11 protein-coding genes are annotated in these 14,297 nt (G+C 62.4%); 3 read left to right on the forward strand and 8 right to left on the reverse strand.

Annotated elements, in window-relative coordinates; all coding sequences use genetic code 11:
- Positions 1 to 17 precede the first annotated feature (17 nt).
- The 5 genes from E4662_RS15745 to E4662_RS15765 all read right to left on the reverse strand — a co-directional run bounded on the left by E4662_RS15745 (position 18) and on the right by E4662_RS15765 (position 5,631).
- Positions 18 to 854 carry an ABC transporter permease gene (locus tag E4662_RS15745; protein WP_136442566.1) on the reverse strand — a complete coding sequence of 279 codons (837 nt, stop codon included), beginning with the start codon at positions 852 to 854 and terminating at the stop codon, positions 18 to 20.
- Positions 851 to 1,714, reverse strand: a complete 864-nt coding sequence (locus E4662_RS15750; protein ID WP_136442567.1) for an ABC transporter permease — start codon at positions 1,712 to 1,714, stop codon at positions 851 to 853. The genes E4662_RS15745 and E4662_RS15750 overlap by 4 nt, the downstream gene beginning before the upstream one ends.
- 75 nt (positions 1,715 to 1,789) lie before the next feature.
- The gene (locus tag E4662_RS15755; RefSeq protein ID WP_136442568.1) at positions 1,790 to 2,593 is read right to left on the reverse strand and encodes an ABC transporter ATP-binding protein; all 804 of its coding nucleotides are present in this window, start codon (positions 2,591 to 2,593) and stop codon (positions 1,790 to 1,792) included.
- Positions 2,594 to 2,658: 65 nt separating this feature from the next.
- Positions 2,659 to 4,113, reverse strand: a complete 1,455-nt coding sequence (gene hydA / locus E4662_RS15760; protein WP_136442569.1) for a dihydropyrimidinase — start codon at positions 4,111 to 4,113, stop codon at positions 2,659 to 2,661.
- 270 nt (positions 4,114 to 4,383) lie between these two features.
- Positions 4,384 to 5,631: a Zn-dependent hydrolase gene (locus E4662_RS15765; protein WP_136442570.1), complete on the reverse strand. Its 1,248-nt coding sequence runs from the start codon at positions 5,629 to 5,631 to the stop codon at positions 4,384 to 4,386.
- 201 nt (positions 5,632 to 5,832) lie between these two features.
- Between E4662_RS15765 and E4662_RS15770 the strand changes: the two genes are divergently transcribed.
- Complete coding sequence (locus tag E4662_RS15770) at positions 5,833 to 6,471, forward strand: TetR family transcriptional regulator C-terminal domain-containing protein (RefSeq protein ID WP_136442571.1); 639 nt, start codon at positions 5,833 to 5,835, stop codon at positions 6,469 to 6,471.
- A 690-nt stretch (positions 6,472 to 7,161) separates the two neighbouring features.
- Here E4662_RS15770 and preA read toward each other — a convergent pair.
- The 3 genes from preA to E4662_RS15785 all read right to left on the reverse strand — a co-directional run bounded on the left by preA (position 7,162) and on the right by E4662_RS15785 (position 10,756).
- Positions 7,162 to 8,466, reverse strand: a complete 1,305-nt coding sequence (gene preA, locus E4662_RS15775) for an NAD-dependent dihydropyrimidine dehydrogenase subunit PreA (protein ID WP_136442572.1) — start codon at positions 8,464 to 8,466, stop codon at positions 7,162 to 7,164.
- A gap of 28 nt (positions 8,467 to 8,494) precedes the next feature.
- Entirely contained in the window at positions 8,495 to 9,829 is a 1,335-nt protein-coding gene (locus E4662_RS15780; RefSeq protein WP_136442573.1) for an NAD(P)-dependent oxidoreductase, read from the reverse strand.
- 165 nt (positions 9,830 to 9,994) lie between these two features.
- The gene (locus E4662_RS15785; protein ID WP_136442574.1) at positions 9,995 to 10,756 is read right to left on the reverse strand and encodes a DeoR/GlpR family DNA-binding transcription regulator; all 762 of its coding nucleotides are present in this window, start codon (positions 10,754 to 10,756) and stop codon (positions 9,995 to 9,997) included.
- Between the two features lie 211 nt (positions 10,757 to 10,967).
- On the opposite strand from E4662_RS15785, the gene glpD reads away from it, so the two are divergent.
- Entirely contained in the window at positions 10,968 to 12,572 is a 1,605-nt protein-coding gene (glpD, locus tag E4662_RS15790; protein WP_420819271.1) for a glycerol-3-phosphate dehydrogenase, read from the forward strand.
- Between the two features lie 67 nt (positions 12,573 to 12,639).
- The gene (glpK, locus tag E4662_RS15795; RefSeq protein WP_136442576.1) at positions 12,640 to 14,130 is read left to right on the forward strand and encodes a glycerol kinase GlpK; all 1,491 of its coding nucleotides are present in this window, start codon (positions 12,640 to 12,642) and stop codon (positions 14,128 to 14,130) included.
- Positions 14,131 to 14,297: the final 167 nt, after the last annotated feature.

Here is a 14,297-nt window from a genome sequence, read left to right on the forward strand (position 1 = left end):
GTTGGCTATTATGAACTTTAATGTCTTTGGCTCGGATGCCAGAAGGTCATCCTCTTCTCGAAAAGGGCGACCGTCCCGTAAAAGGCAGAGCCGAGCAGTGCCGCCACTGTAATCTCCGCCCAGACCATATCCAGCGCAAGTTTGCCCACTTCCGTCGAGATGCGAAAGCCCATGCCCTTGATCGGAGAGCCGAAAAATTCGGCAACGATCGCGCCGATAAGCGCCAGGGTTGTGGCGATCTTGAGCCCGTTGAAGATGAACGGCATGGCAGCCGGCAGCCGCAAATTGACCAAAGTCTGCCAGTAGCTGGCCGCATAGGTCCGCATCAGATCGCGCTGCATGGCTTCCGTCGCCTGCAAGCCCTGCACTGTGTTCACCAGCATCGGGAAGAAGACCATGGCCACAACCACCGCCGCCTTCGACTGCCAGTCAAAGCCGAACCACATCACCATGATCGGCGCGAGCCCGACGATGGGCAGCGCCGCGATGAAGTTGCCCACCGGCAAAAGCCCCCGTTGCAGGAAAGGCGAGCGGTCAATCAGCAGCGCGATGACAAAAGCAGAGCCGCAGCCGATGATGTAACCGGACAAGGCCCCTTTGAAGAAGGTCTGCACAAGGTCTTCCCAGAGGATATGCGTCTTCGAGACCAGCGCCGCGCCAATCGCGCTTGGCGGCGGCAGCAGCACCGGCGAGATGCCAAAGCCGCGCACAAACCCTTCCCAGACAAACAGCAGGGTCAGGCCAAAGATCACTGGCACGAGATAGCCCACCCCCGGCGCTTTGTTGCGCACGAGAAAGACGTTCAGCGCAAAGGCCGCGGCCCAGACAATCAGGGCAAGGGCAATCCACATCATGCCGCCATCCCCATCCGTTTGAGCGTGGCTTTTTCAAGCGCCCCAAGGCTCATCACCATCAGCGCCGCCAGCGTCGCCGCCGACAAGAGCGCCGACCAGATCTGGATCGTCTGCCCGTAATAACTCCCGGCCAGCAATCGCGCGCCGAGCCCGCCGTTCTGGCTCAAAGACAGCTCCGCCACGACCGCCCCCACCAGCGAGGCCGCCGCCCCCACCTTCAGCGAGGTGAAGAGATAGGGCACGGAGTTCGGCAGCCGCAGCTTCCAGAAGGTCTGGGACGCGGAGGCGCTGTAGGTCTTCATCTGATCCATCAGCATCCCGTCCGGGCTGCGCAGCCCTTTGACCATGCCAACAACCACCGGGAAGAAGGACAAATACATGGAAATCACACCTTTGGCGACGATGTCATCCACCTGAAGCGCGGCCAGAACCACCACGATCATCGGCGCAATGGCGAGGATCGGCACGGTCTGGCTCGCGATGATCCAGGGCATGACGGACATGTCCACCACCCGGAAATACACAATCGCCACCGCCAGCCCGATGCCCAAAGCGATGCCAAAGGCAAAGCCCAGAAGCGTGGCCTGCAAGGTGATCCAGCCGTGATAGATCAAGGAACGCTTGGAGGTGATCTTCTTCTCCGCCGTGGTCTCCCAGATCTCCACCGCCACCTGATGCGGCGCGGGCAGGCGCGGTTTCTTCTGCGCCATCGTGTCGGAGACCATTTCGGAGAAGCTGAGCGTCTGCTCCGCCCGCTCGGCCTTGGAGTAGGCCCAGGGCGCGTTCAGAACGACCGCCAGCGCGTACCACAGCGCCACAATCACGGCCACCACCGTGAGGATCGGCAGGATGTTACGCATGACCTGCGCCTCCCGCACCAAAAGCCGTCCACGGCTTTTGCAATTTCCATCGATGGAAATTGCCGCGCAAACCCCTCATGCGTGCCCCTCCCGCAGCCCTTCGCGCACGCGGTGGGCGATCTCGATGAACTCCGGCGTGTCGCGGATCTCCAAGGGGCGTTCGCGTGGAAGCGTGCTTTCGATCACATCCGTAATCCGCCCCGGACGCGGCGACATCACAACGATCTTCGTCGACAGGTAGACCGCTTCGGGGATCGAATGCGTGACAAAACCAATGGTCTTGCCGGTCGTCCCCCAAAGCTCCAGAAGCTGCTCATTCAGGTGATCGCGGACAATCTCATCGAGCGCCCCAAAGGGCTCATCCATCAAGAGAATATCCGCATCAAAGGACAGCGCCCGCGCGATCGACGCCCGCTGCTGCATGCCCCCCGAAAGCTGCCACGGGAACTTCTTCTCGAACTGATCGAGATGCACCAGCTCCAGCACGCGGCGAACCCGGTCCGCCTGCTCGGCTTTCGAATAGCCCATGATCTCCAAAGGCACGCGGATGTTGCCGCCAATCGTCCGCCACGGCAGCAACCCCGCCGCCTGAAAGACATAGCCATAAGCCCTTGCCTTGCGGGCCTCTTCGGGGCTGACGCCATTGACCGTCACTTGCCCGCCCGTGGGCTGCTCAAGGTCCGCCACAACCCGCAGAAAAGTCGTCTTGCCACAGCCCGACGGGCCGATGAAGCTGACGAAATCACCTTTGTTGATGGTCAGGTTCACGTCCTTGAGCGCGTGCACCGGCCCGTCATTGGTCTGGAACGTCAGGTTCAGATCGCTGGCCGTGATCACCGCGTCGGCGGTCTCGGGCTGGCTTGGGATAGGGTCAGTCATGGAAGATGTGTTCAGTCTTTTCAGGGTCTGTGTTGCTGGCTCAGGGCATGGGGGGCAAGCGCCCCTTACACCCCCGTCGCCGGAATACCGGTCCGCTCCACAGGACGCGGGGCGGTCAACTCTTTCCATGTGGAAAGCGCCTTGTTCGTGGCCGTGTTCGGCTGGCGCTTCACAAATTCGCCATGGCCTTCCTGCGAGCGCAATTCGCCATCATGCACCGCCACATGCCCTCGGGTGAGCGTAAAGCGCGGCAGGCCTTTGACCTCTTTGCCCTCGAACACGTTGTAGTCAATCGCCGAGACCTGCGCGCCCGCCGAAATCACTTTGGTCTTTTCCGGGTCCCAAACCACGATATCCGCATCTGCTCCCGGCAGGATCGCACCCTTTTTCGGGTAGCAATTCAGGATCTTGGCGATGTTTGTTGATGTAACCGCCACGAACTCTTCCGGCGTCAGACGCCCGGTGCCAACCCCATAGGTCCAGAGCATCGGCATCCGGTCCTCAAGGCCGCCCGTGCCGTTCGGGATCTTGGTGAAATCGCCCACCCCATAGCGCTTCTGCTCGGTGGTGAAGGCGCAGTGGTCCGTCGCCACAACGCTCAGGGAACCTGCTTGCAAGCCCGCCCAGAGGCTGTCCTGATGCTGTTTGTTGCGGAACGGCGGGGACATGACGCGGCGCGCCGCGTGATCCCAGTCGGGATTGAAATACTCGCTTTCATCCAGCGTCAAATGCTGGATCAGCGGCTCACCCCAGACCCGTTTGCCAAGCTGGCGTGCCCGGCGAATGGCCTCGTGGCTTTCCTCGCAGGAGGTGTGCACCACGTACAACGGCACCCCGGCCATATCCGCAATCATGATCGCCCGGTTGGTTGCCTCACCCTCCACCTGCGGCGGACGGGAATAGGCGTGGGCCTCGGGGCCTGTGTTGCCCTCCGCCAGCAGCTTGGCGCTGAGTTCGGCCACCACATCGCCGTTCTCGGCATGGACCATGGCGATGCCGCCCAGTTCCGCCAGACGCTGGAACGAGGCATACATCTCGTCATCATTCACCATCAGCGCGCCTTTGTAGGCCATGAAATGCTTGAAGGTGTTGATGCCGCGCTCGTTCACCACGGTCTGCATCTCGTCAAAGACCTGCTCACCCCACCATGTCACCGCCATGTGGAAGGAGTAATCGCAATGGGCGCGGGTGGATTTGTTGTCCCACATCTTGAGCGCATCCAGCAGCCCCTGCCCGGGGCTCGGCAGAGCAAAATCGACAACCATCGTCGTCCCGCCCGAGAGCGCCGCGCGGGTGCCGCTGTCAAAATCATCGGTGGAGTACGTGCCCATGAAGGGCATCTCAAGATGCGTATGCGGATCAATCCCGCCCGGCATGACATAACAACCAGTGGCGTCGAGCGTCTCATCACCCTTGAGGTCCGCGCCAATCTCGATGATCTGTCCACCTTCGATCAGCACGTCCGCCTTGTAGGTGCGGTCATGGGTGACGATGGTTCCGTTTTTGATGACTGTGGTCATTTTAGTCGTCCCTTGTTTCTTGGCAAACCCACAAACTCAAATCGGATTGCGGTTCCCTGCACTTGTATCCGCATTCAAAAGCACCAGATTGCTTTCTTCCAAAAGCATCAAGGACTTTGATGGCAACAGCTCTGCACTTCTCATAAGTAGAGTAATTGCCCAGTTCCGCATGCACCGTTAGATCGTTTTCCGAGGGGTAAACAAATCCGGTCCAATCTTTGGAGCAAGCAGGCGAGCTAGCAAATGTGAGTATGGCGGCTATGACCAACCTCACTCCACAACCCCCGCCGTCTCCACAACCGCGTGGAAGAGCACGTCCGTCCCGGCCGCTGCCCAGTCCTTGGAAATCTCCTCGGCCTCGTTGTGCGACAGACCGTCCACGCAAGGGCACATGATCATCGCCGTAGGGGCCACATCGTTGATCCAGCAGGCATCATGCCCTGCGCCGGAGACGATATCCATATGGGAATAGCACAGCCGCTCCGCCGCCGAGCGCACCGCTGCCACGCAGCCTTCGTCAAAGGCCGGCGGGTTGAACTGGCCGACGATTTCCGTCTCCAACGTCACCCCCAAAGCCTCGCACAATCCCGGCGCGCGGTCATGGAATTCTTCCAGCATCGCGTCGATCACCTCCTGCAGGTGCGAGCGGAAATCGATGGTGAAGACCGCCTTGCCCGGGATGATGTTGCGCGAGTTGGGGTAGATGTCGATATGACCAATCGCCCCGACTGCATTGGGCTGATGCTTCATGGCGATCTCATGCACCAGTTCGGTGATCTGGGCGAGCCCGCGTCCCGCATTGATCCGCATGTGCATCGGCGTCGAGCCGGTGTGGCTCTCCTTGCCCGTCACCGTGCATTCGATCCAGCGCAGCCCTTGTCCGTGGGTGACCACGCCAATGTCCTTGCCCTCGGCTTCCAAAATCGGCCCCTGCTCGATGTGCAACTCGAACATGGCGTGCATCTTACGGTCCCCGACCTTTTCATCGCCCTTCCAGCCGATCCGCTCCAGCTCATCGCCAAAGCGCAGCCCCTTGGCATCGACCCGGTCATAGGCCCAGTCCTGCGTGTGCTTGCCCGCAAAAACGCCGGAGGCGAGCATTGCCGGAGCAAACCGCGTGCCCTCTTCGTTGGTCCAGTTCACCACCACAATCGGGTGTTTGGTCTTGATGCCGTGCTCATGCAGGCTGCGCAGCACTTCCAGACCACCAAGCACGCCCAACACGCCATCGTATTTGCCACCCGTGGGCTGCGTGTCCAGATGCGAGCCCACATAGACCGGCAGCGCGTCCGGGTCCGTGCCTTCGTAGCGGGCGAACATATTGCCCATCTCGTCGAGCCCCATGGTGCAGCCCACCGCCTCGCACCACGACTGGAACAAGGCCCGGCCTTCGCCGTCTTCGTCCGTCAGGGTCTGGCGGTTGTTGCCCCCTGCGACGCCGGGGCCTATCTTGGCCATCTCCATGAGACTGTCCCAAAGACGATCTCCGTTGATGCGAATGTTGCTGAGTGGCGCCATGTTTTTCCCCGTTCTTTCCTTTGGCTGGCCGCGGATACCCGTCCCGGCTTGCTTCAGGAGAATCCTGACCATATGGTCAAATATCAAGGCGGGGTCCCCACCCGGTCAAGGATTTAATTGAACCCTTGCACCATCACGGGCAAACCGCCCATAAAACAGGCGTTTGAACGAACGCCACACAGCGCGAAAGGTCGAAATACGGTGAACAGCCCAAGCAGACCCCGGCTCGACTCGGGCGGAAAGACCCGAATCCAACGCGAAAAGCGCGCCGAGATTTTCGAAGCCGCGCTGGATGTTTTTGCCGAAGCGGGGCTGCGCGGGGCCACGCTCGACCGCATCGCCTCGCAGGCCGGGCTGTCGAAGCCGAACGTGGTTTACTATTTCGACAGCAAGGAAGCGATCTACCGCGACCTGCTCGAAGCGCTGCTGGACATCTGGATTGACCCGCTGCGGCAGATCTCGGCCGATGGCGATCCGGTTTCGGAGATCCTCGCCTATGTGCACCGCAAGCTCGCCATGTCGCGCGAGATGCCGCGCGAAAGCCGCCTGTTTGCCACCGAGATGATCCAGAACGCACCGCGCATCTCGGACGTGCTGAGCGGCGATCTCAAAGCTCTGGTCGATGAGAAAGCCGCCGTGATCGAAGGCTGGGCCGCCGAAGGGCGCATCGCCCCGGTGGACGCGCGGCACCTGATGTTCTCGATCTGGGCCACCACACAGCACTACGCCGACTTCGACGTGCAGGTGCGCGGGGTCCTGGGCCCGGACCGCGAAGCCAGGCGCTTCGACGAGGCGGATGAGTTCCTGACGGCGATGTACACGCGGCTTTTGACGGTCTGAGGGGGTTGGGGACGGTGCGTTGAGCGTCTGACAGGCCGCCCGCCGGAATGAAGCCCCCCTTTGCAAGCTCTTTGCTCCCTGAAACCCGAGAACGACAGTCGAAATAGTAGGTTCGCGGACGAAGCGGTCGCTGACCGTTAGAAGTCCCGAAGTCGAGAATTTGGCCTGAAGCGGCCGTTCATCTCACCCCAGGCGCGGAATCAAGGCCGCAGGCCGCCGCGCCTATCGACGGGCCGTCCCCGCGGCACGGCGATTGGGTTTTCGGATCGAGCCTCATTGGCCTAGCACACCAGTGGCTGGGATAAATCGAGGAGATCAACAGTTGGATCGCCGCACCACGGCCCGTCGACAGGCGCGGCTTGTGCTCTAACCTTGAAGCCCCGGATCAAGTCCGGGACGAGGTGAACTCTATGACTGCTCAAGGCTCTTTGAGCCGGATCCTCCCGAACCCAAACTTTATACTCTTTGGCCTCATTGCGGACTTCCACCGGTCTGCCTAAAGACGGTCGCAGCCGCTCACTGCCCCCCTCCCAACCTTAAAACATCAACAGCCGCTCAATCCAGCCACCCCGCCCCTCTCCCAAAATCAAAAAACGGCGCGCGAGGGAGATCGCGCGCCGCTCAATGCTCCACAGGCCGCATCCCGCGCCGTGGAACGATCCGCCGTGAGGAGACTGGCGGGCTTTTGTCTTATTCCGCCGCCGATGCCATCGGGTTGTTCGGATGGGTTGTCCAGTTGGCGTAGTCTTCCTCGACGACCTTCCCGGTGCGCTCATCCACCATGCCCGGCGCCAGCGTCTCCATGGTGATGCAATCCTCCACCGGGCAGACGTTCACACACAGGTTGCAGGCCACGCATTCGTCATCCTGCACCTCGAACACCCGCTCCGGCGACATGGTGATCGCCTGGTGCGAGGTGTCTTCGCAGGCCGCATAACAGCGCCCGCATTTGATGCAGGCATCCTGATCAATCCGCGCCTTGGTGATGTGGTTGAGGTTGAGATACTGCCAGTCGGTCACGTTCGGCACGGCCATGCCGACAAAATCGGAGGTCGAGGTATAGCCTTTCTCATCCATCCACTGGCTGAGGCCCGAAATCATCTCCTGCACGATCTTGAAGCCATAGGTCATCGCCGCCGTGCAGACCTGCACATTGCCGCAGCCAAGCGCCATGAACTCGGCCGCGTCGCGCCATGTGGTCACCCCGCCAATGCCGCTGATCGGCAGACCGTGCGTCGCCTGCGCGCGGGCAATCTCGCTGACCATGCTCAAGGCAATCGGCTTGACCGCCGGTCCGCAATAGCCGCCGTGGCTGCCCTTTCCGTCAATTGTCGGCTGCGGGCACATCTGGTCAAGGTCGACCGCTGTAATCGAGTTGATCGTGTTGATCAGGCTGACCGCGTCCGCCCCGCCATTTCGCGCCGCCGCCGCAGGCTTGCGGATGTCGGTGATGTTCGGCGTCAGCTTCACGATGACCGGCTTGTCGTAATATTGCTTGCACCAGCGCGTCACCATCTCGATGTACTCGGGCACCTGCCCCACCGCGCTGCCCATGCCGCGCTCGCTCATGCCATGCGGGCAACCGAAGTTCAGCTCAATCCCATCCGCGCCGGTCTCCGCCACACGCGGCAGGATCGCCTTCCACGCGGCCTCTTCGCAGGGCACCATGATCGAGGCAATCAGCGCGCGGTCCGGGTAGTCCGCCTTCACCCGTGCCATCTCTTCGAGGTTCACCTCCAAAGGCCGGTCGGTGATCAGCTCAATGTTGTTAAGACCCAGAAGCCGCCGGTCCGCCCCCCAGATCGCGCCATAACGCGGCCCGTTGACGTTCACCACCGGCGGGCCTTCCATGCCGAGGGTCTTCCAGACCACCCCGCCCCAGCCCGCCTCAAAGGCGCGACGCACGTTGTATTCCTTGTCCGTCGGCGGCGCAGAGGCCAGCCAGAACGGGTTCGGGCTCTTGATACCGAGAAAGTCGCTCGTCAGATCAGCCATATCTATATACCTCTCGTAGGGCGGGGTTTTACCCCGCCGCCCCTGTCAGACGGGCGTGAATATCCATCGCCGCATCGCGGCCTTCTGCAACGGCGGTCACCGTCAGATCGTCGCCGCCGCTCGCGCAATCGCCCCCGGCCCAGACGCCCGCTTTCGAGGTGGCGCCGGTCGCGCTGACCGTAATCTTGCCGCCTTCAACCGACAGATCGTCCGGCACCCCGTCGATCTTCTGACCAATCGCCTGAAACAGCTGATCCGCCGCCAGCGTGAAGCCTTCGTCCAGTGTGACCAGCTTGCCGTCCTGGGTCTCGGTATAGGCAAAACGCACGCCGCTCAGGCTGCCGTTGCCTTCCACGCCCACGGGGGTCGCGTTGTGAATGATCCGCACGCCTTTTTGCGCCGCGAGATCCTGCTCGAACTCGGAGGCCGCCATGGCCTCCTTGCCGCGCCGGTAGACAATCGTCACCTCTTCCGCTCCCAGAAGCTTCGCCTGCACGCCAGCGTCGACCGCCGTCATGCCGCCGCCGACAACCACCACGCGCCGCCCGACGGGCAGTGCGGCCAGATCCTCGGCCTGCCGAAGTTCCGCAATGAAATCGACCGCCGCGGACACGCCGTCTTTCTCGTCCAGCCCCAGCGCGTTCACACCCGCCAGACCCATGCCTAGGAACACTGCATCAAAATCCTCGCCCAGCCCTTGCAGGCTGATCTCGGACCCAAGCCGCTGGCCATGACGGATCTCGATCCCGCCGATCTTCAGGAGCCAGTCCACCTCTGCCTGCGCGAAATCGTCGGTGCTCTTGTAGGCCGCGATGCCAAACTCGTTGAGACCGCCGGACTTCGCCCGCGCCTCGAAGATCACCACGTCATGGCCCAGCATGGCCAGACGGTGTGCACAGGACAGACCCGCAGGCCCCGCCCCGACCACGGCAACCGATTTGCCGGTCGTCTCGGCGCGCTCAAACGGATGCACACCCGCAGCCATCAGACTGTCCGTGGCAAAGCGCTGCAAGCGGCCAATCTCCACCGGCTTGCCCTCGGCAACCTCGCGCACGCAGACCTCTTCGCAGAGCGTCTCTGTGGGGCAAACCCGCGCGCACATGCCGCCCAGGATGTTCTGTTCGAGAATGGTTTTCGCCGCCGCCTCTTCGGTGCCCGTGGCGATCTGCCGGATGAACAACGGTATGTCGATGCTCGTCGGGCACGCCGTCATGCAGGGCGCGTCATGGCAAAAATAACAGCGATCCGCCGCCACCAGCGCCTCATGCGCATCATAGGCGGGGTGCAGGTCCGCAAAGTTGGCGCCAATCACCTCACCCGGCAAGCGCCCGGCGGTGATGCCGTCAGTTAGCTTGGAAGTCATCCTGGCTCTCCGATCTGTGCTCTTGAGGAAAGGCTGGCACGAATCGAATTTTTTATCAAATGGTAAAATTTCTGAAGGTGGCAGAAAAAGACTATCCCCCTGCCCGCGCGCTCAATTTTTGTGCGCGGCGATCGGGCGTTTGAAATGCAAAGCGGGCAAAGCCGGTCAGTGACAGACCTGAACCTCGGTCGCCCAGCCCCGGCAGGCCTCTGCCAGAACCTCCGCCGGGGCGGCGTCCGTATAGAAGGTGTCCACATCCCGAAGCGAGGCGATCTTGGCCGGGGCGTGGCGGGTGAACTTGCTGTGATCGGCCACCAGCGCCGTGCGCCGCGACTGCTGCACAATCGCCTGGCTCACGCTGATTTCCTGGATGTCATAGTCAAGCATGTCGCCATCCGCATCCAGCGCCGAGCACCCGATCACCGCCAGATCGAACTTGAACCGGCGGATCGTCTCCACCGCGAGCGCGCCGACCAGCCCGCCATCGGAGCGCCGCAACTGCCCGCCGGTGACGATCACCTCGCAATCATGATTGGCCGCGAGAATGCTCGCGACGTTCATGTTGTTCGTCACCACCATCAGGTCCTTGTGATGCACCAGCGCGCGCGCCACCGCCTCCGTGCTGGTGCCGATGCCCAGAAAAAGCGCCGAATTCTCCGGGATCTGCGCGGCACAGGCGCGGGCAATCGCCGTCTTTCCTTCGGGGTTGATCGACCGGCGCGCCTCGTAGCCGATGTTTGTCGTGCCCGAGGCCAGCACCGCGCCGCCATGCACCCGCTCAAGCTGTCCCGCTTCGGCCAGATCGGTCAGATCGCGCCGGATGGTCTGCAACGTCACGCCAAAATGCTGCGCCAGCCCTTCGACGCTGACCTTCCCCTCCTGCCGCGCGATGTCGAGGATTTCGGGATGCCTGAAGGATTGGGACATGGGGAACCGTCTCTTGTTATCCGCGCGAAACCGCACATTTCCGCGCATTTCCGGGGTCTTGCCTAAGGGAAACAGGGGCAGGAAGGCAAGAATCTTCGGGAATTCTGGCGAATATGTCGCCCTCGCCCCCAATTTTCGAACATAAACGAACATTTCGAACTTGCGATTTTATGCCTTTTGCCACTAATGTCCGCCGCATCCAGCAAGGGGGATTCCCGTGACCCATTCCAGCACGTCCGCTATCAGCGATCTGTTCATCATCGGCGGCGGCATCAACGGCTGCGGCATCGCGCGTGATGCGGCGGGGCGCGGTATGACCGTCACGTTGGCGGAGATGAACGATCTCGCCTCTGCCACCTCCTCGGCCTCGACCAAGCTGTTTCACGGTGGTCTGCGCTATCTGGAATACTTCGAGTTCCGCCTCGTGCGCGAGGCGCTGATCGAGCGCGAAACCCTCCTGCGCGCCATGCCCCATATCAGTTGGCCCATGCGCTTTGTCTTGCCTTATCATAAGGATATGCGTTTCGAGAGCGACACGCCCACCTCGAAACTGCTCAGCTTTGTCATGCCCTGGATGAAGGGCCGCCGCCCCGCGTGGCTGATCCGGCTCGGCCTGTTCCTCTACGACCATCTGGGCGGGCGCAAAATCCTGCCCGGCACATCAACCCTGTCACTCAAGGGCACCGCCGAAGGTGCGCCGCTCGATCAGCGTTTTGAAAAGGCCTATGAATACTCCGATTGCTGGGTCGAAGATTCGCGCCTTGTGGTGCTCAACGCCCGCGACGCCGAAGCGCGCGGCGCGCAGATCCTGACCCGGACAAAGGTGCTCTCGGCCCGCCAGACAGACGGCCTGTGGGAGATCGAAACGCGCAATAGCGAAAATGGCGAAACCCGCCTGCACCGCGCCCGCATGCTGGTCAACGCGGGCGGGCCGTGGGTTGGCGACATCATCCAGAACACCGCGCGGCTCAACTCCCGCGAAGGCGTGCGCCTTGTGCGCGGCTCGCACATTGTGACCCGCCGCCTCTTCGATCATGACAAATGCTACTTCTTTCAGGGCACCGACGGGCGCATCATCTTTGCCATCCCCTACGAGACCGATTTCACCCTGATCGGCACCACTGATGCCGAACACGCAAACCCTGACGACAAACCACAGATCACCGACACCGAACGCGACTACCTGATCGCCTTTGTCAATCAATACCTGACGCAAGGCATCAGCGCCGACGACATCGTCTGGACCTACTCCGGCGTGCGCCCGCTCTATGACGACGGCGCAAGCAGCGCTACGGCGGCCACGCGCGATTACACGCTCAAGGTCGACACCTCCGCCGGTGCGCCGGTGCTGAACATCTTTGGCGGCAAGATCACCACCTACCGCCGTCTCGCGGAAAGCGCCTTGGAGCAGATCGCGTCGCATATCCCTTCGGACAAAGGCCCATGGACCGCTGGCATCCCCCTGCCCGGCGGCGATTTTCCGGTGGACGGGGTGCAAAACCTTGTGGACGATCTCAAGGCCCGCCACCCGTTTCTGAAAAACCGCCAGGCGCTCCGCCTGATCCGCGCCTATGGCACCGACGCCCGCGACATCCTGCACGGCGCAAGGGCCGCCGACGATCTGGGCATTGATTTCGGCGCGGGGCTCACGGAGAGCGAAGTGCGCTGGCTCATGTCCCATGAATACGCGCGCACGGCCCATGACGTGGTCTGGCGGCGCTCCAAACTGGGCCTGCGCCTAACCGCCGAGCAGATCACGGCGCTCGACGACTGGATGGCCCAAAGCCGCGCGACCCCGGCCACGGCCGCCGAATAAGAGCGCTTTTCATCCCGGCGCAGATCGCTGACACTCGACCAAACGGACCCATGAGGGAGGAGACCGCATGACCCATATTCTCGCCATCGACCAGGGCACCACGTCCAGCCGCGCGATCCTCTTTGACACGGATCTGAAGATCCTCGCCACCGCGCAGGAGGAGTTCGAACAGCATTACCCCGCCTCGGGCTGGGTCGAGCATGACTGTTCCGATCTGTGGACCACCACCGCCGCCACCTGCCGCGCGGTCATGGAAAAGGCCGGGATCAAGGCCGAGGCCATCGCGGGCATCGGCATCACCAACCAGCGCGAAACCACGCTGATCTGGGACCGTATCAGCGGCGAGCCGATCCACAACGCCATCGTCTGGCAGGACCGCCGCACCTCTGCGCTCTGTCAGGAGCTCAAGGCGGCGGGCCATGAACAGACCGTCACGGACCGCACCGGCCTGCTGCTCGATCCCTATTTCTCCGGCACCAAGGTCGCCTGGCTGCTCGATAACGTCGAGGGCGCACGCGCCCGGGCCGAACGCGGCGAGCTGCTCTTCGGCACCGTCGACACATGGTTGATCTGGAAGCTCACGGGCGGAGCAGAGCACGTCACGGACGCCACCAACGCCGCCCGTACCATGCTCTATGACATCCGCAAGGGCCGCTGGTCCAAGACCATGTGCGACATGCTGGGCATCCCGATGACCATGCTGCCCGAGGTCAAGGACTGCGCCGCCGACTTCGGCATGGCCCGCGCCGATCTCTTTGGCGCGGAAATCCCGATCCTTGGCGTGGCCGGAGATCAGCAGGCCGCCACCATCGGTCAGGCCTGTTTCGAGCCGGGGATGCTCAAGTCCACCTATGGCACTGGCTGCTTTGCGCTTCTGAACACCGGCGAGACGCCGGTCACCTCGAACAACCGCCTCTTGACCACCATCGCCTACCAGCTGGGTGGCAAACCGACCTACGCGCTCGAAGGCTCGATCTTTATCGCGGGGGCCGTGGTGCAATGGCTGCGGGACGGGCTGAAGATCATCCGCAACGCGTCCGAAACCCAGCCTCTGGCCGAGGCCGCCGATGATACGCAGGACGTAATCTGCGTGCCCGCCTTCACCGGGCTTGGCGCGCCCTACTGGAACGCGGAATGCCGCGGGGCGATGTTTGGACTGACGCGCGGCTCCGGACCGGAAGAATTCGCGCGCGCCGCGCTGCAATCGGTCGGCTACCAGACCCGCGATCTGCTCGAGGCGATGACCGCCGACTGGCCGGGGGCCACGCAGAGCACGCTGCGCGTGGACGGCGGCATGAGCGCATCAAGCTATGCGATGCAGTTCCTTTCGGACGTGATCGGCGCGCCGGTGGAGCGCCCCGAAGTGCTGGAGACCACCGCCATGGGCGCGGCCTGGCTCGCCGGGCACCAGGCCGGGATCCTGCCGCCCATGGGTGATTTTGCCAAGGGCTGGAGCGCCGAGGCGCGCTTTGACCCGGCCATGGACGCCAGCCAGCGCGAGACGAAATACGCTGCCTGGAAACGGGCGGTTGCGGCAACAATTGATTTTACGGGCTAGGGCTGTTTGCGCTTAGGGTCAGGACCCATTGATTTGCGATACGCAGCAAGGAAAAATGCGCGTTATCAGACGTTTGGATTTCGCAGGCAAGGCTGGTTGCCTTGGCAAGGAAGCCACGGTCCGAAGGACGAGAGCGTGCATTTCTCCTTGCCCTTTGGGTTTGACGG

This window comes from Pacificoceanicola onchidii, assembly GCF_004804335.1.
Classification (GTDB): domain Bacteria; phylum Pseudomonadota; class Alphaproteobacteria; order Rhodobacterales; family Rhodobacteraceae; genus Pacificoceanicola; species Pacificoceanicola onchidii.